Source organism: Pedobacter miscanthi, from assembly GCF_032678605.1.
GTDB classification, from domain to species: domain Bacteria; phylum Bacteroidota; class Bacteroidia; order Sphingobacteriales; family Sphingobacteriaceae; genus Pedobacter; species Pedobacter miscanthi_A.
In genome coordinates, this window is the sequence record NZ_JAVTSU010000017.1 from 1 (window position 1) to 21,889 (window position 21,889).

The 21,889-nt window shown below is 38.4% G+C and carries 22 protein-coding genes, 1 tRNA gene and 1 pseudogene; 1 reads left to right on the plus strand and 23 read right to left on the minus strand.

What is annotated here, in order from left to right:
* Positions 1-982 precede the first annotated feature (982 nt).
* From R2R28_RS22110 to R2R28_RS22180, 15 genes are all read right to left on the minus strand, one after another.
* Complete coding sequence (locus R2R28_RS22110; RefSeq protein ID WP_316827830.1) at positions 983-1,438, minus strand: JAB domain-containing protein; 456 nt, start codon at positions 1,436-1,438, stop codon at positions 983-985.
* A 189-nt stretch (positions 1,439-1,627) separates the two neighbouring features.
* Positions 1,628-2,521, minus strand: a complete 894-nt coding sequence (locus tag R2R28_RS22115; RefSeq protein WP_316827831.1) for a toll/interleukin-1 receptor domain-containing protein — start codon at positions 2,519-2,521, stop codon at positions 1,628-1,630.
* 15 nt (positions 2,522-2,536) lie between these two features.
* Positions 2,537-2,737: a hypothetical protein gene (locus R2R28_RS22120; RefSeq protein ID WP_316827832.1), complete on the minus strand. Its 201-nt coding sequence runs from the start codon at positions 2,735-2,737 to the stop codon at positions 2,537-2,539.
* Positions 2,738-2,748: 11 nt separating this feature from the next.
* The gene (locus R2R28_RS22125; protein ID WP_316827833.1) at positions 2,749-3,324 is read right to left on the minus strand and encodes a mobilome CxxCx(11)CxxC protein; all 576 of its coding nucleotides are present in this window, start codon (positions 3,322-3,324) and stop codon (positions 2,749-2,751) included.
* A 1-nt stretch (position 3,325) separates the two neighbouring features.
* Positions 3,326-3,826 carry a hypothetical protein gene (locus R2R28_RS22130; RefSeq protein ID WP_316827834.1) on the minus strand — a complete coding sequence of 167 codons (501 nt, stop codon included), beginning with the start codon at positions 3,824-3,826 and terminating at the stop codon, positions 3,326-3,328.
* 316 nt (positions 3,827-4,142) lie between these two features.
* Positions 4,143-4,517: a hypothetical protein gene (locus R2R28_RS22135; protein WP_316827835.1), complete on the minus strand. Its 375-nt coding sequence runs from the start codon at positions 4,515-4,517 to the stop codon at positions 4,143-4,145.
* Positions 4,518-4,939: 422 nt separating this feature from the next.
* The gene (locus tag R2R28_RS22140) at positions 4,940-5,950 is read right to left on the minus strand and encodes a serine/threonine-protein kinase (protein ID WP_316827836.1); all 1,011 of its coding nucleotides are present in this window, start codon (positions 5,948-5,950) and stop codon (positions 4,940-4,942) included.
* Positions 5,950-6,405 (minus strand): hypothetical protein, encoded by a 456-nt coding sequence (locus tag R2R28_RS22145; protein ID WP_316827837.1) that lies wholly within the window; start codon positions 6,403-6,405, stop codon positions 5,950-5,952. The genes R2R28_RS22140 and R2R28_RS22145 overlap by 1 nt, the downstream gene beginning before the upstream one ends.
* Positions 6,406-6,510: 105 nt before the next feature.
* Entirely contained in the window at positions 6,511-7,284 is a 774-nt protein-coding gene (locus tag R2R28_RS22150; protein WP_316827838.1) for a DUF3800 domain-containing protein, read from the minus strand.
* Between the two features lie 634 nt (positions 7,285-7,918).
* The gene (locus R2R28_RS22155) at positions 7,919-8,563 is read right to left on the minus strand and encodes a hypothetical protein (protein ID WP_316827839.1); all 645 of its coding nucleotides are present in this window, start codon (positions 8,561-8,563) and stop codon (positions 7,919-7,921) included.
* Between the two features lie 86 nt (positions 8,564-8,649).
* Positions 8,650-8,931, minus strand: coding sequence for a hypothetical protein (locus R2R28_RS22160; RefSeq protein WP_316827840.1), 282 nt, complete (start codon positions 8,929-8,931; stop codon positions 8,650-8,652).
* 71 nt (positions 8,932-9,002) lie between these two features.
* Positions 9,003-9,443, minus strand: a complete 441-nt coding sequence (locus R2R28_RS22165; protein WP_316827841.1) for a hypothetical protein — start codon at positions 9,441-9,443, stop codon at positions 9,003-9,005.
* Positions 9,444-9,449: 6 nt separating this feature from the next.
* Positions 9,450-9,668 carry a hypothetical protein gene (locus R2R28_RS22170; protein ID WP_316827842.1) on the minus strand — a complete coding sequence of 73 codons (219 nt, stop codon included), beginning with the start codon at positions 9,666-9,668 and terminating at the stop codon, positions 9,450-9,452.
* 332 nt (positions 9,669-10,000) lie between these two features.
* A complete protein-coding gene (locus R2R28_RS22175) occupies positions 10,001-10,513 on the minus strand; it encodes a hypothetical protein (protein ID WP_316827843.1) in 513 nt (170 codons plus the stop codon).
* A gap of 120 nt (positions 10,514-10,633) precedes the next feature.
* Positions 10,634-11,128, minus strand: a complete 495-nt coding sequence (locus tag R2R28_RS22180) for a hypothetical protein (RefSeq protein WP_316827844.1) — start codon at positions 11,126-11,128, stop codon at positions 10,634-10,636.
* Positions 11,129-12,132: 1,004 nt separating this feature from the next.
* On the opposite strand from R2R28_RS22180, the gene R2R28_RS29230 reads away from it, so the two are divergent.
* Entirely contained in the window at positions 12,133-12,762 is a 630-nt protein-coding gene (locus tag R2R28_RS29230; RefSeq protein ID WP_410479194.1) for a helix-turn-helix domain-containing protein, read from the plus strand.
* 74 nt (positions 12,763-12,836) lie between these two features.
* Here the strand turns inward: R2R28_RS29230 and R2R28_RS22185 are convergent, their stop codons facing one another.
* The 8 genes and pseudogenes from R2R28_RS22185 to R2R28_RS22220 all read right to left on the minus strand — a co-directional run bounded on the left by R2R28_RS22185 (position 12,837) and on the right by R2R28_RS22220 (position 21,837).
* Positions 12,837-14,819 carry a hypothetical protein gene (locus R2R28_RS22185; RefSeq protein ID WP_316827845.1) on the minus strand — a complete coding sequence of 661 codons (1,983 nt, stop codon included), beginning with the start codon at positions 14,817-14,819 and terminating at the stop codon, positions 12,837-12,839.
* Between the two features lie 26 nt (positions 14,820-14,845).
* Positions 14,846-15,457 (minus strand): hypothetical protein, encoded by a 612-nt coding sequence (locus R2R28_RS22190; protein WP_316827846.1) that lies wholly within the window; start codon positions 15,455-15,457, stop codon positions 14,846-14,848.
* Positions 15,458-15,549: 92 nt separating this feature from the next.
* A complete protein-coding gene (locus R2R28_RS22195) occupies positions 15,550-16,371 on the minus strand; it encodes a hypothetical protein (protein WP_316827847.1) in 822 nt (273 codons plus the stop codon).
* A gap of 77 nt (positions 16,372-16,448) precedes the next feature.
* The gene (locus R2R28_RS22200; protein WP_316827848.1) at positions 16,449-17,708 is read right to left on the minus strand and encodes a site-specific integrase; all 1,260 of its coding nucleotides are present in this window, start codon (positions 17,706-17,708) and stop codon (positions 16,449-16,451) included.
* Positions 17,709-17,852: 144 nt separating this feature from the next.
* Positions 17,853-17,924, minus strand: a tRNA-Arg gene (locus R2R28_RS22205).
* Positions 17,925-18,315: 391 nt separating this feature from the next.
* Positions 18,316-20,360: pseudogene (mobC, locus tag R2R28_RS22210) on the minus strand (conjugal transfer protein MobC).
* Between the two features lie 9 nt (positions 20,361-20,369).
* The gene (locus tag R2R28_RS22215; RefSeq protein ID WP_316827849.1) at positions 20,370-21,290 is read right to left on the minus strand and encodes a DUF5712 family protein; all 921 of its coding nucleotides are present in this window, start codon (positions 21,288-21,290) and stop codon (positions 20,370-20,372) included.
* A 4-nt stretch (positions 21,291-21,294) separates the two neighbouring features.
* Entirely contained in the window at positions 21,295-21,837 is a 543-nt protein-coding gene (locus R2R28_RS22220) for a BfmA/BtgA family mobilization protein (protein WP_316827850.1), read from the minus strand.
* Positions 21,838-21,889 lie beyond the last annotated feature (52 nt).

Below are 21,889 nucleotides of genomic sequence, written 5' to 3' on the forward strand. Positions count from 1 at the left end.
ATAATGGGGATTATTCCAAAAGTGGCCACTACTTTATGGGCAAAGTGGTCACTTATTCCGCTCCAAAATGTGCACTGATTATGCTTTAAAGTGTACAGTTGACTGATTTTTAGCGTTTTTAAGCTTTGTTTTGGTGTTCTGGATTCATGGTGTTGTTTCAAGGATGAAAGTCGCTGTCAGGCGCTAAAACACCCTGCAAAAACATAAGCTTTTGTTTCTAATGTCACTTGTGAAAAATATTCTGTAGTTTGATTGGCGATGGGTTCTCAAATCGCATTGGAACACTTATGTCGACTTCTAATAAGGATTGGAGCAAGAAATGTTGCTTGGCACTGGCGAAACCTACTTAGACTTCAAGCATCGGGAATTTATATGTGCCTTTTATCTTTGGTATCAATTGAGATCAATCTTCCCAAACTCGGGGACTAAATTTGGGTGCACACTTTGGACTGGAATCCGGTGGTCAATATTGATGGAATACCCAGCTTACCATTATATTCAATAAAACAGGTGATAGGGGTGGGCGATTCTGACTCTGAATCCCTGAGTCTAAAATGAATGCTGCAATCAGCTTTAGTGGCTCTCATAGAATTGAATTTTATGAAAGTTACGAATATGAGGTTAAAAAATGAAAATTTGGTGGTACTTTTCGTGGTACCTTTTTGTTGTTTTCAATGAATTCAGTGATATCTTACTTTATTATAAAAAAAGAAAAACCACGTTTATAGGCACGAAAAAGGGGTTTTTTGAACCCCTTTGAATTTTAACTAATGTTGAAAAGTGGTCCCGACGAGAATCGAACTCATATCTAAAGTTTAGGTAGTTTCTATTCTATCCGTATCTCAGGGCACTTTTTTAGCTGCTCTATCTTTACTCTAAAAGCTTCGTTGTCGGTTTCGTTGTCTCCAACAGCCTACGAGTTATATAATGTGTAACCTATTAATAAATCGGTTAATTGCTACTAAGTTAATAATTTTATAAGCTACATCATTCCATCATCAGCAAAGCTATAGTAGCTGTTTTCGCTTAAAATAATGTGATCCCATACATTGATATCCAGTAACTTTCCACACTCTGCCAACCTCGTTGTTAATTTAATATCTGCTTCGCTTGGTCTAATTGATCCACTAGGATGGTTATGGGTGAGTATTATTCCAGACGCATTACCTTTTAAAGCGACAGCAAACACTACCTTTGGATCAACATAAGTACCACTTACACCACCCATTGATATATCAACAATCCCAAGAACATGGTTACTTCGATTAAGGAGTATGATTTTGAATTCTTCTAGAAACGCAATCCTACCCATATCCCATTTACTCTTTAGAAGCTGAAATGTTTGGTTTGATGAGGTTATCTTAGGACGTTCACTAATGTTGTAATCTGATTTGTAGCTTACTTGCACTTCAGCTACCTTAAATTGTTCTTGTACCATAGTTGTATCTATTTAAATATGGCACATGTATCAAGCTTTCAGACCAATTAAGTAAAGGAGGAACGGAATAAATAGGCTGCGCGAACGCCACATGAGCGTTTATGCCGTAGTTCCTTTAAACGTATTGGTAGGACAAGCTTAAATTTGTGCTATGATTAGATAGATCAATACAAATAAAACTCAATTACCTTAGCTGTTTCTCTTGATGTTACTTCTTTTAAAATCAAAATTTAATTTATTTGCAGCTTTCACTGCGTCTACACCTAAACTGTTCCCTTCATATATATTATTTACTCTCTCATAACTTCGATCCAGCCTATTTAATAGATCTTGCATTGAACTTTGTGGTAGACCAGAAAACTCAACTAAATGATTAACTGGACGTTTCAGATCAGCTAAAAACTTAAATATGTCTATTCTATCTTCCTCAATGATCGCATTGATGATGTTTTCCATATTAATAACAAGATCTTCAATAGCTCTTGGACTTATATCCCCTTGCCTACGTTTTTCTCTAGACATTACTAATGTTCTAGACAATGAAAGAACCTCCTCAAGTAAATCCCGTTCTGACCGAATTTCCGGCCCAGTACTTGTTTCCGCTTTCTTTAGCTCTTCAACAACTTGATCCTGTAATCTAGGCCACCACATTTCAAAGACGCTTTCAAAAACTTCACTGGGTAAAGTTAATTCTCCGAGTTCTTTGTTAATCATACGAACAACCTTTTTTACCTCTTCTTTAGTGAATTTAGCAGCTTGAAATTGAACTAATGGACCTTGAATATCAGAAGGGTCGACCCCAAATAGTATAGGGCAGACTTTCGATTGATCGATGTTTTTAGATAGCGCCCCAGCCTCAAACATAATCCATGCGCTTTGTAGATTGTCTTTAGTCAAACATATCAAGCCAACCTTTGATTCATCCAACTCCTTCGCGATCTCTGAGCTCCATCTTGTACCCTTGGCGATATCATCAGGTGAATAGTATGGTTTCACCACTTGTATTACACTTGGTAGCCATTTCTTGAATATTTCAGCTATGTTCTTACTGGTCTCACCAGACCAACTAATAAATACTTTCATTTGCGATCTGAATAATTATCTACCACAGCACGTACATGCATTGGATGATGTCGGTCCTACTATTCTTTTTACTTCACCATCAAGGTTCCTGTTTTCATATAGTTGCTCAAGACCTCCCTTGTTATCATATTCTTTAATGAGGTTTTTCAACTCTAATTTCTCGCTATCAGTTAAGGACACGTAGCCATTCATGACTAATTTAATCTTATCATTCATATTTGTCTATTTTAAAATTGACCACATACACCGCAGTCAGTTGGTTTCATTGATATTGGTATTTGCTGGCATCCTGAGCAACCTCGTTGGAATCGCCTTAGTGCATATCTCATACCCCTACGCATTTCTTTATCTGTGAAAGGGTATTTGTCATCTTGTTCTTCTCTATTATTATTTCTCTCTATTAGAAGCTCATACTGGTGTTCAGTTATTTTAACATCTTCATTTGGATACTTACCTAGTTTGTCAAATTCTTGACTCAGATTTCTATTGCTTATGCTACTCTCTAAATAGTATGACACTCTATCTTCCCAACGGTAAACCAATGATATAGCTGAGAGTGCGAGTTGAAAGATAGCAAGTGGAGTTAACGCAATTAATGACCATTTAGACAAGATTGAATCTAAGCCATATGAACTCACAATACCACCTATTAGTACTGGTATCATGAAACCTAAAAGCGTTATCATCCTAAGCCATTTCTCGATAGTTGACTGTCTGCAAGAATAAAGATAGTGGGTGGCATAGGTGTGCAAAGTTAGAGAATGGGACTCTTTTCGAATGTCATCAAGTGTGTATTGATTCATATTAGTTTTTTCTGGGTGCTGATCTAGTGTGTGGTCTAACATAAGTACCATCTTTACGAGTGTAGCCTTTTACCTGCACTGTTCCTCCTGATGAACCAGTGGATTTGGTTGTAGCTCTCGTAGTTGCAGATGGAGCGTAGTTAGGATAAGTATTCAATAACTTACCATACTTATAATCCGAAGTTAACACACCACTATAAGTGTAACCATAGTCATTGGTAAACACCAAATCATTAAGTTGCTTCTTCGTTAGCCTTTTAAGTGGTTTCCATGTGACAAGGTATGGACTGTAACCAGTTGCCATTCCGTATCGTGTAGCGGTTCTTGACGATTTACCTATATAGACAAATGCTTTTCCTGCTTCAATAGTTGTTTCCCTATCATATTCATCAACAGTTGAATAGATAGGTGTTTCAGTATCGGAAACAGTAAGATAGTAATTGGTGGTGCAACTTGATAGTGTTAACAAAGTTACAAGTAATGAAAGAATGTACCGTTTCATTGAGCGTTTAATTTAAAAGAGAGATTTAGAAAAGCAAAGTTAAGAGAATGAATCATGATTGCAAGTCTGTCAATCATTCTTTCCTATATCCAAGATTTTGTTAATAACCTTATCTTAAGGGGGAGGTGCAAGATTTTGGATACGCTGAAAAAAGATGTAGTTGTCGATGCTGTGTTTACAAGGTCAGGAGTGAGCTAAACAGTTGTTTACCTTTTAAAACGACAATCATAACACTAACCTCTCATTGCACATTTTTATTATGAAGGGGTTAATAAAACAGATATGATAAGAAAATGTGCAGCCTAGGTAATGGACTTTATTCTTCAATCCATTGACTAAGGTCATCCACAGGCTGTGGCAATCTTCCCTCTAACCATTTCACTAATGTGTCTGGCTTAAAGTCTTTATCATCGTTTTCTATTACCCATGATAGGTAATCCGTTGGCCCTCCATTTAAGTATGGAGCAGGTGATACTGGATAGAATTTACTTGGAAGTCTCTCATTTACAGAAAGGTAATTAACCACGCAACCGAGTTCTTGAACGGCATGCCAAGCAAGGTCATGATGAATGTCTATTGAAAACTTAACCCACCAATCGCCTTCATCATCTGATCCAAATGAAATTGGGGTCTGAACAGATGGTATACGGGTTAGATAATCAATTAAGGTTTTGAAGGCTCTATCATCCATTGAGTTTAACGATTAATCAATTGCTAATATAAGAATCACAACGACAAACACAATCGCTATATAGCTAAAATTGGTTTGTAACTTGGGCTTAAACATAGGGAGTAGAAAAGAAATTGTGCGTATGGCATTGTTAATTTTTCTACAAGTGTACACTTATAAGGAAGATGATAAATTAAGTCATTATCATCTTTTGTAAAACTATGGCTTAGTGAGTAAGCCATCTGAGAGCGCCATTACTACCTCCTAGTAGAAAAGCAATGAGTAAACATACTCCCACTACAATTAGCCAAATAAGTATGCTCGTTGACTTTTCTTCCTGTATCTCTTGTGGACTAGCTTGACTTCTCCACTTAGCATGTTCTTCCCGCAAACGTTTTCGACCGTATGCTGTATTTGGATTTGCTGGTTTCTTTTCCATGAAGTTAAATCTTTAAAGTTGTATCCCTTATCAAACCGTAAAAGAATTCTCTTGCGGTAGATTCACTAGGGATTTGACTGTAACATCTGGAATTATCTTTTCTGCCATTGCGTTTAAAGTCAATCACGAACCCACTTCGCTTTTCATGTATAGATACCTCGTAAACGTCGCTTAGATGACAGCCCTTCCAATTATCCGCATCAAGAGGATGCCACTCCACACAAAAATGAATTGCTTGTAGTGCCTGTCTAAACTGTAAACATGTTTGATACCGATTAGCTCTATCAGATTTAATAGACTTCTTGGAAATCTTAATTAATTGTTGTGGGATATGGTTAGGATATATCCTTTCAGGAAATTTTTCTTTCTTAACAGCTCTCAACCAGTCTGCATCGTTGGCAAAAGGTATATCTAAGATCGCTAAGTTATTGAGCATTCTAAAAAATGTAATTCCCATTGAATAAAGGTCAGATAACTCATCCTGAACCGATCCCTCAAGTACCTCATGAGGCAAATGTGAACTGTATCCTTCGAAATCAAATACCTGGTGAGCTAAGCCGTAAGCTAATCCAAAATCAGATAGCTTAGCCTGCCAATTCTCGGAATAAAGGATGTTTGCAGGCTTTATATCACGGTGTAATATGCCTTGAGAGTGTGCATGCTCCAATCCAAATAGGCAATCACTAATTGTGCTAACAGCCTTTTGGCATGATACAAATTTTGTTTCTAAAAGGTTCTGTACGCTTCCATTAGCTAAGTATTCCATAACTATACATGGTGCAGGAACACCTTCCACAGGGTAGATATCTATTTCTTTTATATCTACAATATGGTTGTGTCTGCATCTTTCAAGAATTTGGGCCTCATTTATGGCTTTCATAAACTCATTTGGATCCTTAGCCTGTACAATTTTAACTGCTCGCTCTACAGCAAGAAGATTGTCCTTCGCCTTAAAAACGGTTCCAAACATGCCGTTCCCCACGAATCCAATAGTAGAAAACTTACCTATCTCCATTATGATAAACTTAAGAGAGATATTAAGGCAGTGTCTCTCATTTTACCATCCCAGTATGGTGGATGTAGGCCGACTAAGCTATCAATATAAGAATGCAGGTTTACACCCTTTGCAAGTCCAAACTTACTTGGTACTATTGCGGACGGAGAGGTATGTGAGATCGAAATATTCTTTTTATGACATAATAGATTAAGTATGGCCTGCCCGTAGTAACAATTATGAACCATGTTATTATTAACATTGTTGATTGTTAGCTTATAGCTAACAACAGCTGGCGTTAATGTGTTCAATAGCATCTCTAGTTGAGTTTCAAACCATGATGTCATTTGCGAAGGAGAGTGATTGGCAGGCAATGCTATCTTATCTTTAGAGATAAAGATTGGTGCTGCTTTAGTTCCCGATAGGGCAACATACAATAATCCATTTGCGGAAAATGTAAAAGAGAGTGCGGTCATACATTTAATTTAGGTATTCAAATATAAACAACTTTAGTATAAAACCTAACTACCAGTTAATGACGAGTGCCGTCTTGACAAATTGCTTCGCAGAGTGAGGTTAAATTAATGCATACAGCCCAGATAAACTTTCCCAAAGGTTTTCATGCTATAATCTGATAGCTCTTCCCCACAATTCTCAGATATATAAAGTCCATACGGGTAAACATCCAAAATAGCATTCTCCAGACTCTCTACAGATATTGCATCCTGTGTTTTGCTAAATAAATTATTTCTTAGAGCGGCAAACATTTCTAATGTAAGTTCAAGATCTAGATCTGGGTCATAACCTGAATTATCTCCCGCTTTAACAGTTTTGGTTACAAGTCCCATTGCACCTTTGAGTTGCGTTGCAATCATGTGAGAGGCTAAATCTGCTAGTTGAATGCCTCTTGACACTTTTGAATCCTGTTCTTGGTGTACTTTAACACTTGCCAATTTAATATCGTTCATTGCCTTGTCAAAATCTCCCGAAGTCATGAACATGCCTTCATCTAAGTAAACGTCGAGGTCTTCATTGATGTTATTGTGTTCAATAAACTGCTTCATAGCTGTCAATACCTCCATACCTACAAACTCTCTTCTATCTCTGGGAATTATAGCGATACCAATTTTACACTTTTCCTGTAACAGGGCTTTTAGGGCAGATCTTACCTTCGCTTTCTCTGGTTCTTTGGAGTAATTGGTGCGGCTCTTACATTCAAATACCTGTGGATCTAAATCGTGGTCAGCTATAATAGATTTGATCTCATCATCTAGATTTTCTTCGCTGTAGACACAAGTGCAAATTATAAATCCTCCTTGATCATGGACGCTGTCATCAACATATATACAACCCATTAGTAGTTATTTAGAAAACATGTTATCATTAAACGATTAATTGTAGGGGTTGACAAAAGTTCGGGATGCTTCGTTTGAAGTTTTGCAAACTCGTAACACGATTGCGTTCATTATTAAACTATATGTTTTGGATTCCACTACCTTTATTATCAAATATAAGAATAACTGAAAGAATAGATATACGCGAACCGCCTGCGAACTGAGAAAATGTGTGAGAACTGGTAATTGCGGAGCAATGAGGTTCGATCTATGTTCTTTACACAAGCGCAGCGCAGCATTTTCGATTACGCAGGTGAGCTGAAAAGTGGAATGCGTGTAGATTTATCCAGGATGAAGTGAAGCAAATCCTAGATAAAGATAGAGAAAGCATTCATGAGGCAACCGGTTTGCCAAAATTAAAACCATGACAGTGCAAAGCAATGGCGTGTGTTTTAAGTGGCATTAGACTTGCCGAATACCGATCTCCCTACCTTAAAGCACTGTCTGTACCTAAGAACTACAAGCTGAAAAGTAAACGCAGTGCCTTATAAAGCAAGCATTACAGAACCACACAACCACAGAATCAATGACTGCGAAGACCTTTCCTCCCTTAAGCCACCCCTTTTGAGGAAAGGTTTGTAGCAGGAATGAAATACTATTCAAATAGCTTGAATACAAATTTCCTTAAAGGTTTATATAGTAATGCTAAAGGAAGTAATAGAAGCCAGTACGCTTGATCCGATGAAGAGTCATTAGATATGGTGACTTGAGATTCTCCATCCCACCAAATCGTCCGTTTGCACGAGGCATTAGCCAACACAAGTTTTTCTAAATCATCATAGTTAATGTTCCTGTCAACTTCTTGCAGATCAATTTGAATACACCTTTGCTTTATTAAACGTATGTAATCATATTTCGATTGCGACAGTTGGTTCGTAACTACGATTTCAATTGCGATCGATTTATCTGGCGTTGTTATAAATGCATCATATCTATATACCCCATCAACCTTTTCGAGTTCTGAGGCAGAATAAGATATTACACCATTAGCTCCAGTATTAAATAAGCAACCATTCTGTATAATCTTCTTTGCAGTCAGATGTAATACACTTTCAAAAGAAGCAGTGCAATCTGAAAGCTCATGGTGCTTAAAGTGATGTTCTTGGACTTGTCCTTTAGCAGCCTTTATTGCTTTTCCGCACTGAATGCAATTGCAGTTGCAACTCAATCCGCTTTGAACTTCCGAAATGTGTTTGATTGACTGAGTGTTTCGATCTAGTCCAAATGTTACTTCTGCCATGATTCAAGTATAATTAAAAAGAGCCACATTGCTGTAGCTCTTTAATATGATGAATGAATCTTGATTACCTTTCGCAGTTGCTTATTTTACAGCCACTTCTGGATGAGTTTTTGCCATTTACTTTGTTTGTTAGTTAGTGCTTTAGCTTTTTCAGCCAATTGATCTATCTTTAATTTGGCAATAGCGACAGCCTCTTCAACCGAAGCTTGATTCCCATCATCTAGTTTAAGTCGTAGTGATAAATCAAATGAATCATGATTCTGATTACTTAATATCAAGCCCCGAATCTGCCTAAGCTCGTTTAGTAACTTGATAGCTTTCTCTCTATTAAGCTTACCACTGTTAATCTTATCATCAAGTTCGAGCATATAAACACTTAAACGCTCCCATAGAGTTATTATTCTTCGGTTATAGTCCATTAATATTGCTCTTTAAAGTGTTACAATGTTGTATTTAAGAAGTGGTTTGTAAGATATTTTGTCATTATGTAGTTGAGAATCGCCATACGTCTACCCAAATTTTCTTTCTTGTTGGGATTCCCTGTTGCTTTCGAGCCATTGTCAGCCAATCCCAAATCTCTATTCGATGCCCGTCCCTCATACTTCATATTGACTAGCTTATTATAGTATAAATCCCAAGTGAAAGCATTTGAGCAGGACATAGCTTTAAATATACTATAAGTTCCCAACCAGAGCTCAAAGTTTTTGTCTTTTACGGAACGCTCTGCTTTCATCTGCTCAAAGGCTTTACCGAACGTATCATTTAGGAGCTGTTCACTTGCCTGATAGCTTGCTCCATTGATTTTAAATTCATATGTGCATTGACCATATGAAAAGCCCACTAATAAGGAGGCAAATAATGTCAAGATAGTTGTTTTCATGATGTTTTAGTTATCAGTTGCCCATAAAATCAAGAACACAATTAACCAGTACAGACCGAATGCTACAAGCAGCAAAACGATTGGATTGTCTGTTGGTGTGATTTCCTCGATTACATCATCAAATCCATGTAGTAGCCAAATGTAGATTTGTGATAAAAGGTAACCAAGCCAAATGAAGCGTTTGGTTTTTTTGCTCTGCTGAGCATAGTTGGAGATTGCAGACATCTAGATTGTTTTTATCCAGTAGTCCGAGCTGGTGGTTAATGCAAAAAGCGCAGGACTGAGCTATGTCTGCGTCTAAGAGGTTCGGCAAAAACCTGACAACAACAAACAAGTCAGCCTACGCTTTTTTAGCATAGGCGTGAACTTATCTGCTCTTGTTGTCTTTGTTATTTTGCCGATTCCTTAGACAAGAACTGATAGCTTACGCTAATATTTTAATATGTTAATTCTACTGTATTCCTTTAAATCGTTGGTTCATCCTCCGTTTTTAGTTCAACCGTAAAGATAATAAGGAGAAATGAATGTAGGTGCATTCCTGCACCCATATTTTTTATTTATGCTGCTTCTTTTTCTACCGTGGCAATGGAAACATAACCGGTTTCCCCCTCTACAACTCTGCGATAATAAAAATTATGAAGTTGCTCAGCAGGTGTATAGTTTACTCTAAGCGAATATTCAATGCCGCCAGTATTGTCGTTCGATTGGGTTAATTGATAGCACTCTCTAAGTAGATTGTTGGTTAATGTACTGCCAAATTTCTGTAATGCTTCTTCTCCAAGGTCAATGAAGATGTACATCTTCGCATCCTTTGGACTCATCGAAAGTGTGATGTTCCAATGGTAACAGATGAACTCCTTTACTAGATTTGTGTTCTGCTCATTCTTGGTATGATCCATTAGGGCATACGTTCTGAACTTGGCAACGTCAAATCGCTTTAGAAGCTCCTTAGCTGCATCAACCATTAAGGTGTATGCTTTTTCTACTTGTTGGTTTACTTCTTGCACATCAGTTGTAATGGCAACATACTGTGTTTTAGATTGTGCTTTCGCTTTGGTTTGTGTTTTCATTGTTTTAAGAATTAAAAGTGATTAAAATAGAAAAGGCACCCTGTCAAGAGTGCCTGTAGATTGTTAGAATGGCTTAGTTTGAAGTGTCTGTTTTAAAAGGTACTGCGCTTGTTTAGGCAATTACACTGTTACATATTCGAGGATGTGAATCCTTTCTTTTGGTTGGTAAGCAAGTACACCTTGGTAGAACTTGGGAAAATCTTGATGCCTCTTTATTTCGAATGCCCACATTGGGCTATGCACCCTTTTAAACCATCCACGTATCTCAGCCTCAAACGGGCAATTGTGGAACTGGTAAAACACCTCGTACTTTTCAAGGTAGCTACATCGCACATGGTAGTAAAAGTAAGGTGTGATAAAGGTGTACAAACCTTCAGGATCATAAGGATCAATCTTGCCATTGATTTCTACTACTGTTCTATCACTTACATTAGGTAAAGTTGAGTACATCCGTTTAAAGCGTTTAAGTAGATCATGGTACATATATTCTATTCCCTCGTTAATAGATTTTTCTCGTGGGAAAGCTCGTCGTGCCAGTTTGTGATTCTTTAGTGCTGGCAGTTGTGGTTCATTTTGCTGCTCGTTTTTTGAGTCGGCTGCTTCAAATAGCTTCATATTATTGTGTTTCAGGTTTAAAATCATGTTTCGTCTGTATATGAAATCAAAGCCTGTATGTAGCTATAGCTTGGCTTAAATCTTTTGATCTCTCGTCGAAAGCATGAGGGGGGCTAAAGTCGGAACCAGTAGTCAGCGAACACCTTACAGATTTTTTATATTTCAAGCACTACTCTTAATATGGTTAGTAGAACTCCTTACCTTTTAAAGCAACAAGGAAAAACCGCTATCTAAGGCTACTCCACAGAGCAATACACTCTCATTTCCTTTGGGGAGGGGGGCATTATTAGAATAGGGCTTAATTTATATTTTGAAAATAGCTGCTCGATCGTTACTTTTAAGCTAATGCGCAGTACACTAATTTTCGCTCTCAAAGTATGGCTCTCAACGATTGTTTTGGGGTCTGTTTTTGTTATAACCTTTCTCATTCTTTCTTCTCCATCTGAATATACACAGTGGTCTTTTATGCCAACGTTTCTACTTTTCACAATACTGTATTCAACGATGTTATCATTACCAACGCTGTTAGCCTATTATGTTGTTTGTTATGGCTTGGTTTACACTCGTGTTAAAATGTTATGGATTAAGACTATGCTAGTATGCTTGGGTATAGCTGGATGTACTTTAACTCTTCCCTTTCTTATACATCACAAATCGCTATTCAATCCCTCTAGTCTTATATTTATAGCATGCTTTGGCGTTCCTCTAGTTACTAGCACTTCGTTTTTTAAATTGAGTAAGCCGCAATCTCAATGAAGGAACAGGTATGCCGGAGGGAAAATGTGAACATAGCTAATTACCTGGCACATACTAGAACTATAAGATTGACTTTGAGAGTAATCAGTGCATTAGTTCCAGTATGCGTGAGGTAAATTTTACTAGCTTAAATCCGTGATTTTTCGTATCTTTATGTAATGATGTTCGCCAGAACATCTAGCAAGATCAACTCTATAAAAGCACCTTAATCTAGGTTCTAGATCTAAATAGTACTATGACAATGAAAAATGAATTATGTAAATGGCCAGTTCGTGGCATTACCAAGGTTGACCAACCTTAAAAAACTGAAAATCAAATACACAGATATACTAACATACGTAAGCTTAAGATCATTCGATGGTGATGAAGGTTGTTTTCCATCCTATGAGTCTATTGCTAGTAGAGCAGGTTGTTCCAGAGACTTCGTAATTAAGTCTTTAAAGCGACTTGAAAAAGGGGGAGTAGTTGCAATTAAAAGACCAAGGAAGCGTGTTGTTAGAAATAGGTTGCCTGTTAATCGCTACGAGTTTACAAGATCTTTCAATTTTGACCCTATTCCTTACAGCTTCTTTGAGAATGAACTAAGCCTAAATGATAAGTCAATGTTGCTTATCCTACGCCAGTTCTTTTATAATTTGAACATGAGACTTGGCTATCAGATCACGAGAATTTCATCCGAGCTAGGCGTTTCTTATAAGGTTATCCACCAACGGATTGAGTCTCTCGTTAAGCTAGGTTATATTAAAAAACTAAAGGTGGATCGTCGCAGAGGCAGCTTCCAGTGTAAGTATCAGTATACGGATAGGATTGATTGGATATGGGATCTAACTGACGTTCATCGCTCCAAACAAGCTAGGACTTTCCTTTTAGTATCATAACGAAGCTCGCACATTTTCTGAATCGAGGGGTTAATAAAACCATTACTCAAATTAAATGTGCGAGCTGACTTAAGCTAATCACATGAAGGGATGAATGGCTTTTCTCTTGTTGAGTTCAAACTCATTGGGTTTAGTTTCCTTTCCAAGATCTTATACATTCTAACTGACTTCTTCTTAATTCCTTTGGTGTCTACGAAGACTTCTGTTTCCGTTAATGGGACTTCCTTAAGTTGTTTAAGCTCTTTCTTTTTTAGAACTACGTGGCCTGTGAATGGGTCAATACGAAAGTAAGTTTCGATGTCGGTAGCCTTGGCCGTTTTGTCTATGTTGAAATCATCGTACACTTTTTGTATCTTAACTTTAATGTCTGCTGTTTGGTAACTGGTACCTACCTTGAATAGTTTGGTAATGGCATCTATCAATCCGTGATGGTTGAGCCCGTTCTCTATATCATACGCCATTAATGCTCTTTCGATTGCAGTCTTTTTATAACGTAGTTCTTGTATTTTTGCCATACCTAAGATCTCTTCAGCTCTAATAATTAAGGGAAACCTACTTTTCAGATCATTACTAATGTTTGCTCTTTGTTGCTCATCACTTACAAATTGGTTTTGGATTATTTCAGCACAGCACCACTTAATGTTGGCAGTGCTATAGCGGCTCATAGTTTTGGACATCGCCACAAAATCTTCAGGTAGATAAACCTTTTGCTCTTCAATTACATTAAAAAGCTCTGAAAACTCGTAAGCTAACGGTAATGAAATGGGGTGGCCATAACACTCATTCAGTTTCCAGCCATAAAAATAGTTATCAACTTTGAAGGGATCTAGTTCCTGTCTTGTGTTTATAAGGTTGGCGTATGGTCGAAGCCTTTGCTTTGCTTCTTCGTAAATTTTAGCTACAGATCCGATGGCCACAGTCTCTTGAAGATCATTCAAAGCTTTGTAACCCATGTAAGAATAGCATATGTCTGATTGTACATTCTCCTCAAGCCGAACTACAGATTTATGATGGTTATTAACGATGTGTGTTGCTGTTCTGTATCGATCCTTTATTTCGTTACAGCCATATGGCTGTCTGAACCTGCCAAGAATTTGATAAACATCAGTGTTAGGATCCACAATGCTCCATTCGGCATATAATGGATCTGATAAGATTACTATATCGGGCATTTGCTCGAACCCATCGATGTCAAGACCATTGTAAAAGCTGCTTGTAAGGAAGTTAAATTTCGCAAGATGAGTGTTATCAATCTTTGAGAAGGCATTGAATCCATCTTTCAAGCTGAAGTCTTTGACTCCGTCTTCTGAGCAATAGATATGGGCTTTCGATTTTAGTTCATTCTTGGTGATGAGTGTTTCGATACCATTCAAGGAATTGAAGAACACAAATAGCATTTCACCATCGTACTGATCTACACAATCTTTGAATGCAGCTCCCAGGTTGTTGACGCAGAGTAAGGTGATATCCTTTTTAACATCCCTTTCATGATTCACTTTAATCATTTTGAAGCCTTGCTCAGCTAGCTTTGGATGTGATGGTTTAAAAGGTGTGGCAGATATCATAGCTTTGTTCTTGAACTGAAAGAAATGGTCTGTAAAGCTTGAAATATTTACCCTGTATTTGACATCTGTAGTTATTTTGTGAGACTCATCGCATAAGAGAAAGATTTCTTGGTAAGGGTCAATGCCGCATTGTTTTAAAGCTGTTATAATCTTACCAAGTCCCTCAGGGGTTGAAAGAAACTTTAGATGCTTAATCCCTCGTGCATCGATGTACTTTTTTAACTTTTCTACGCTAATCGCCTCTGTAACATCCTGAGTGTAGTCCTTTTCCACGATATAATGTTTTGCATGTTTGCTCGCAATTTGGCTTTTGTGGGGCAGTAATATAATACTGTGCCTGTTAGCTTTTATCTCTGCATAAGTCGCTCCCCAACCAGTTATTACTTTGTTAATGATTACATTAGATGGAATAGGGTTGAGCTCGTCTTCCTGTTGAAATAATTTAGCTGAGGTTGTAATGTATTGATCGTAATTTTTAATAGGGTGTATCATCTTGATCTGTATTAATTGAGTGGGAGTTATTTGTTATCTAATAGGTTTTGTGCTTGTAGTGCGAAGATTAAATCATTTGTCGATTCATATTCTTCGAAAGCATTATCTTCAAATCTGAGTATGGCTTGCATTACGTCATCTGTCATATCGAGTTGTGCATGAATGGCATTAATCAATTCTATGTCTTCATCAGTACTGTTCGCGATTGCCGCTGACAGTTCGTTATCATGCTCATTATCATCACTGAAACTACCTGTAGGAAATGACATTGCATTATTGAGCAAATCCCATTCAACATAGAAAACTCTTTCTTCTTTGATAGCCACTACATTTGCTTTCATAATGTGGATAACGCTTTTCAGAAGGTAGCCTGTTAGCTTATGTTTCGGGCCTATTGCATGGATGCCTTCAAGGGATTTGAGTTGGATGGTCACATGAAAATCTAAGTCGAAATCTTCCGATTCGTTCTTTTTCCAAAGACATCTTGCAACCTTGCAGTTTACGCCAGCGATAACTTGCACGGAGATATTCATTATTAGATAGAAACCTTGTCGTGGTGCAAGGTTGGACATGTTAACAGGCTTCAATACGTCGTACTGATGCTGTTTCTGTCTGATTTGAAATTGTCTATTATTCATCTTTGCTTGTGTTAAATTCAATGTTGTTATTGAATTACAATACAAAGGTGCGGCTACTAGCCTAGGCAAAAGGCAATACTATTATACTGAAATCAATCTGTTTTATTGCCTTGATAAACAGATACTTGCTTGTTGTTCTGAAAAAGTGCGTAGATGTAGTCTTTAGGTTCTGAATCAAAATCATCATTGGAGATATAGTCAAGCATTTGAAGTATATCAAAGAAGAAGTTTGCTTGCTTGTCAGAGAGTTTTGCGTTGGTTGGTAATGTTAGATGTGTCTGGTTTACAAGGTAGCCTTGTAAATACAAGCACAATTCAACATATAGTGGGCGGAGTTTAAATTTAGGATTCTGTAACTTTAACTTACTTGCGGCCGTGAGTTTATCCAATGAGATGTGTTGGTCGTCTTCAAAGCCATTAAACAGCTTATATATTTGCGATCCGAACAGGCTCAATGGGAATTCTTGCTTTTCTAGGTTATCTACTATGCTTTGAATCATCCACTCTGCAATTTCATTGTTATTTATAGTGTGTGTCGGGCTTAATGATGGTTTTATAGCAAGTTGTACTGTTTCATGTTGCTTAAGATTTTTAAGGCCAAGCAAAAATGTTGCTACCTCTTTAAGTTTCTTTTCTTCATTGTATTGATGCCAAAACATAGTATGCTTTTCTCCGATTTCTTCGTTCTTGCGTAAGATTAGGTACAAGAGTTCTTTGTAGTGGTCTTTAAGACCGTAACGTTCTAATATCGAAGCTAAATGAAGCTGAAGTCGTTCAAAGCCAGTATTGTCAAGATATTCAAGGTTTACCACAACTCCACCATCAGATTCAACGGTAGTTATTTGCGCTTCTGTTAAATCTACGAAGTAGTCACTAAGTTTTCTGAAGTTGGGTAACAAGGTAGTCGTAAACATGATTATATTAGCGGAGCCAGATTTAACTCCGCTAAGTTATCGAACTATGGATAAGTTCCAAGGTAGTTCATGAATTTTTACATTCTATCCAACACCTGTTTAAGGATCTGGGCATGCTCATCATTGCTCTTTCTTAAATAACGCAGGAATGCTGCTTCGGTTTTGTGAGTCGTTATTGCCATAATTGTATTGTTAGGTACTAACCCGTATAGGTTAGTTGCAAACGATCGCCTAGCTGTATGTGTGCTAACCAGTTGCCATTTTTGAACTTTATTTACTCTTTTCTTGCCATTCACAAAATCAACTTTTATTTCTGAGGACTGTATCTTAGCCATCTTGCAGATAACCTTTAGTTGTCTATTCATATACTGGTTGGCGTAACCATTGGGTATGTTGTTATCATATTTTGCAAGTATATCGCTAACAACTGCGTTAATAGGAATGACCGCCTGAGAACTGGTTTTACTTGTCTTCATCCGTATAAAACCATCAGAGATATTATCTGCGCTTAAACGATTAAAGTCACTGAACCTTAAACCAGTCCATGCGCCAACTAAAAACAAATCGCGAATACGATCTAGTTCGACGTGATTAGAAAGGTCTAGCTTCTGTATCAATGCTAATTCATCCCTATTTAAGTAAATGGTTTCTGATAAATAGGATGGCTTCCTGAAATCTTGGTGTTTATAAAAGGTAGACGTATGCAAACCATCATCCTCGGCTTTTCTTAGCCAAGTTTTAATTACTTTAATATGCTTTCCAATCGTACTCGGGTTATAATTCTTCGTTGAGTTACACCATTCCGTAAAGCTTTGGTACCATTCCAAATTGATGTCTTTAAAGTCAAAACTACCTTTGGCTTTCGCAAATATCTTTAAAAGCCTGAGAGTAGTTAAATACGTCTTTAATGTATTTGGACTAGTAGCGCTTGTTTCGTTACTCTTTATAAGTTGCTTCTTCGGAGCATATTCTAAGCTGAACCATTCGATGAATTCAAAGAAGTCTTTACTTGTTGTTTGAGCTACCCTTGAAAACCGTAAATCAAGTATTGCCTTTAGTTCTTTTGGTTCTGGAAACCGTTGCTGATTGTTTTTCTGATAGCGTTCTATTTCTTCATATACACCTTGAGTGATGAGACGCAGATTTCCATTCAAAAGTTCTGAACTTGTAGAGTCCTTCGACCTTTTTGCTTTCTGCGAGAGGTTGTCCCACATACCGGGATGAATTCGTTTGCCACTTGAGTAAACTAGCCTTTGACCATTGTATCTGATGATCACATTAATTGGTGTTTCTTTTTCTGCGTTAGGCTCTCGTAAGTTTAATTTAATCTCTGCCATATCAATGAGTTAAGCAACCATGACAACGGAAAATCGGTTGTCGTTTTGGTTGTCGGAAACACACTATACATGAAGATCAGCAAAAACAAAAACGGCCTTCCTGTTGCAGAAAAGCCGTTTAATGCGGAGATTTACCTCTCCAAGTGGTCCCGACGAGAATCGAACTCATATCTAAAGTTTAGGAAACTTCTATTCTATCCGTTGAACTACGGGACCGGTTCCAATATTACTTGGGTATCAAAAAAATGCGTACCGAAGTACCTATCATCATTTCAATGGCGCAAATATAATAAAACTTCTTACCTTAAAAAGGCAAATTTAAAAATGTTTTTTTGGCATCTTAAGTAAGCAAATGTCAGCCTAAGCCGTGAACAGTGGACCGAATGGCGTATCCGCAAACCTTGTCCGCAATGTAACCATGAAAAACTAAAACCCAGAAGAGTCAAAGAGATTCATTCGACAGGAAACACCTGACTCGGTGTATAATCGGAAACGTACGATGATTCTGCCATTTATTTTTTCTCTTTACTCAATACTAGGCGTTTTTACAAGCTTGCTACCCTACCCGTAAATAAATTATTTTAATGATAAAAGCCCCACGAACAAATCAAATACTAACCAACTGCTCTTGATCATCCTCTTCTGCACCAGACTCTTCTTTCTTTTCATTATTTTCTTCCATTGATCTTCTTTTCTCTACCCTCGCCAAAATCTTCGCACACTCCTCCTCTAGCAAAGCATCCACCTCCGATTTAATCATCAGGTAATTCTCAACGATATCGCCATAACCCACTTTTCTCGGTCTCGGAATTGGCACACAACTTTCCATTTCCTCAGCAATTGCCTTATGATCATTCTGAATCTCGCAATGGAACATTTTCAGCCTGATCTTCTCCTCCGGGTTATCCGCCACAATTCCCACAAACTCACCCGAAGACAGCGACGCAATTTTCGATGCGGGTACCGCATAATCCATCTGCGTAGACCTTGAAATAGAAATATCAGAACTGTTAATACTTTTACTCTCCTTATCCTGCACAATCTTCCCGAAATTCTCTGAAAGTTTTTTTGCCGTATCCCCACTCACCTGCCCACTGATAATATTTCCGACAATACCCGAAATTACATCCGCCTGCTCCTGCCCGTAATCTTTTCTCAACTGCGAAAAATCCTGCAAGCCTAAGGTCGTTGCACATTTATACCCCCTGGCCACCGCAATATGACTGTCCATGCCCCCCACGAAAATTGAAGAATACTCATCAAAAACAATACTGCTTTTCAGCATGCCTTTTTTGTTCACCAGCTTTAACATCCGGTTCACATATAACGAAAGCACCGCCCCATAGGTCTGCACCTTCTGCGGATTATTGCCCATACAGACAATCTTAGGCTCCAGTGGGTTATTGATATCCAGCGTGAAATCATTGCCGCTCAAAACATAATATAACTGTGGTGAAGAAAGCCTGGCCAAGCCAATCTTGGCAGAGGCAATCTGCCCTTCCAGTTGAGGCATCGCCTTGCGCTGCAGCGCCGAAATAAATGGATTAATCAGCACCCTGATCTCCGGTTCCTCCTGCAATACCGCAAAAAGCCTGTCATATTCGGCCTGGATCAGCTCGATCGCATGTGGTAAAGTACAGTAGCGGCCATTTTTGTATTTCCTTAAAAACCAGATTACAGCCGTGACAAAATTGATGGCACTTTCCACGAAAAAATCGCCCTGCTTTTTAATCCAGTCCCTATTTAAACCCAGCATCACCGTCCGACTGGCCTCAGTTGCATCGGTAATATCTTCCATGCTCTGCGGATCCAGCGGATTACAGCGATGATAAATCCTGTCAAAATCAATTACCCAGAAAGTGGGTTTAACAGCATAATTATGTTTGTATCTTAAAAGCGCATTATAGGCAATGATTGAAAGATCGTCGAACTTGAAATCGTATAAGAACATTGAAAACCCCTTGCGGATGTGCTGGGTAATTACATGGCGGATTACAAAATAACTTTTCCCAGACCGCACCCAGATCCGGGGGTGCCCGTAACGAGCAGCCCCCGGAAAGGATTAATGATATTGATGTAAGAGTTCCTGATTTTTCCTTTTAAGTTATATTTAGCCGGCAGGTTAACCGAATATTCACTCTCTAATAGCCGCTCCTCCTGCGGAAAGGTTTCGTTCTCGCTGTTAAAGATATCGGTACTGATTGAGGCTTTAATTAACCTAGAAAGCATGGCACCACCAGAAAGCACTAAAAGATAACCGCTAGAAGTGCTTAGGATATAAAGCCCAGCGGTAAGCCGGACACCAAATCCAAATTCAAAAACAATAGCCCCTATAAAATATAACACCAGTCCTATCACCAGATAAATGATAATATCTTTCCTTCTGATCTTTTCGTCCTTCCTGCCCTTGACCCCCAAAAGCGAAATGGCCAGACACAATAGTGCCGCCAGTTTTGGCATCATAAACCCATAAAAAAGCCCGGTCCTGGAGATATTTAAAATCAACCGATCAGTAATCCCTGCCGTAAAGCCCCAGATCCTAAAGCCTAAATAACAGCTCATATAAAAATGGATGCTTAAAATAAACAGACTGATCAGCCTGGTAAAATCGGTGATCTTTCTAAGTCCACCTATATCTTCTCCTGTATTCATTGTTTTTCTTTAGATTTTTAGTTCTGAATGCTGGCACCTTTTTTTCCGTTTCTTTTTCTGTTGGACGGGCGCGAGGGGATCGAATTCAGCCCTGGCGAGTAGCAGGTCCATTAAAGTATCGGCAGGCGGGGCCAATAGCTCTGGCAAAACGTTCAGGTTCCGTTCCTGAGCTGAAACCGATTGTTGGTGCATGTTATTTTCTTTTTGTCCGGCCATTGCGATCCGCTCCTCCAGACTCCCGTTCTTTTGGGTGTTGGCGTATTTAAAGCTTTCTCTCACCGGCCTCTCAAAGCCAAACAGCTCATCAAACAGCTTTTCCCCTGAAACTTTAAAAGCTACCCGGTCAAACTGCCCGACCATTTTAGAATGTCCTGCATTGGTGCCCCTGGAATTATTCATCGGGCTCAGTTTGATTTTATTGCTGATGTCCCTGCGGCTGACAATCACCTGAATATGCATCTGCTCTCCGGGTTTTACCGTTCCCCTTTTCACCTGCCCACTTTTGACCTCTTTATCTTTATAGGAATAATAACGGTAGTTTTCCAGCTTACCAAACCAGAGCAAATCTTCATTGCTGTTAATACCTTTGCGGTAAAAATTCCGGGCATATTCATCCATGATTTTTACCGCAAAAGCTTTTAACTCTTGCTTTGCTCCCATTTGATCAAGCATTTTCAGGTGGGCAATTTCTTTCTGACTGGGCGAAATATTGATCAGGAAAAACTTAGCCTCATCCCTGCCCAATTTGGCCGTATTTTTATCAATCAGGCTTTTTACCAGGTAAGAATCAACATGTTGATCATTCCCATTAAACCAAGGTTCAGCTAATACATCAGGAAACAACCGTGATTCTTTATCCAGGTAATGCACCAGTTGGGCGCTACTACCTTTATTGTTTCCAGCTTCACTATCCGTGATATTGATAAACATAAGCCTACAAAATTTCTACCTGTTTTCTCGCTGTTTCGGCCAGTTCTTCCTTTTCCCTGCCCTTAAAACTACCAAGTTCTTCCCGGGCTTTGATATAGCTGTTCAGTACCTGCAAAAATTTAAGTTTGAGACGCTCTTTTGCCTCCATACGCTGAAATACGGCTTTTAGCAGTTTTTCATTCTCGTGATTGATTTTGATCATTTCCTGCTGACCTGAAAGCAGTGTTTTGTTCGCAGCAAGCACCTGCTCGTTGAAAAATTTGACAATGTCCCGTTGGTTGGAAATCATTTTTTCTACCCCTTGCTTTACCGGCAGCAATAACAGCTCTTCCTGTGAGCGGATAAAACCCATGTAGGTTTTATGGCTTTTGGCCAGCGAATTTTTCAGCAGTTCATCGTTCAGATCAGTGGGATCTTTTTTATTGCGGTAAAAATAATCCACCATCTGTGCGAAAACCAGCCGCTTAGAGCGGCCCAGTTCGAGACTGATCTTGTGCAGTCTTTCACCGGTGATTTTGCCGTGTTTTATTGCGCTCAAGTGTTCCATCGTTTCCCTTTTTTAGAATTCCTCAGGGAGTTCCTTTTTCTTATTAAAAGCC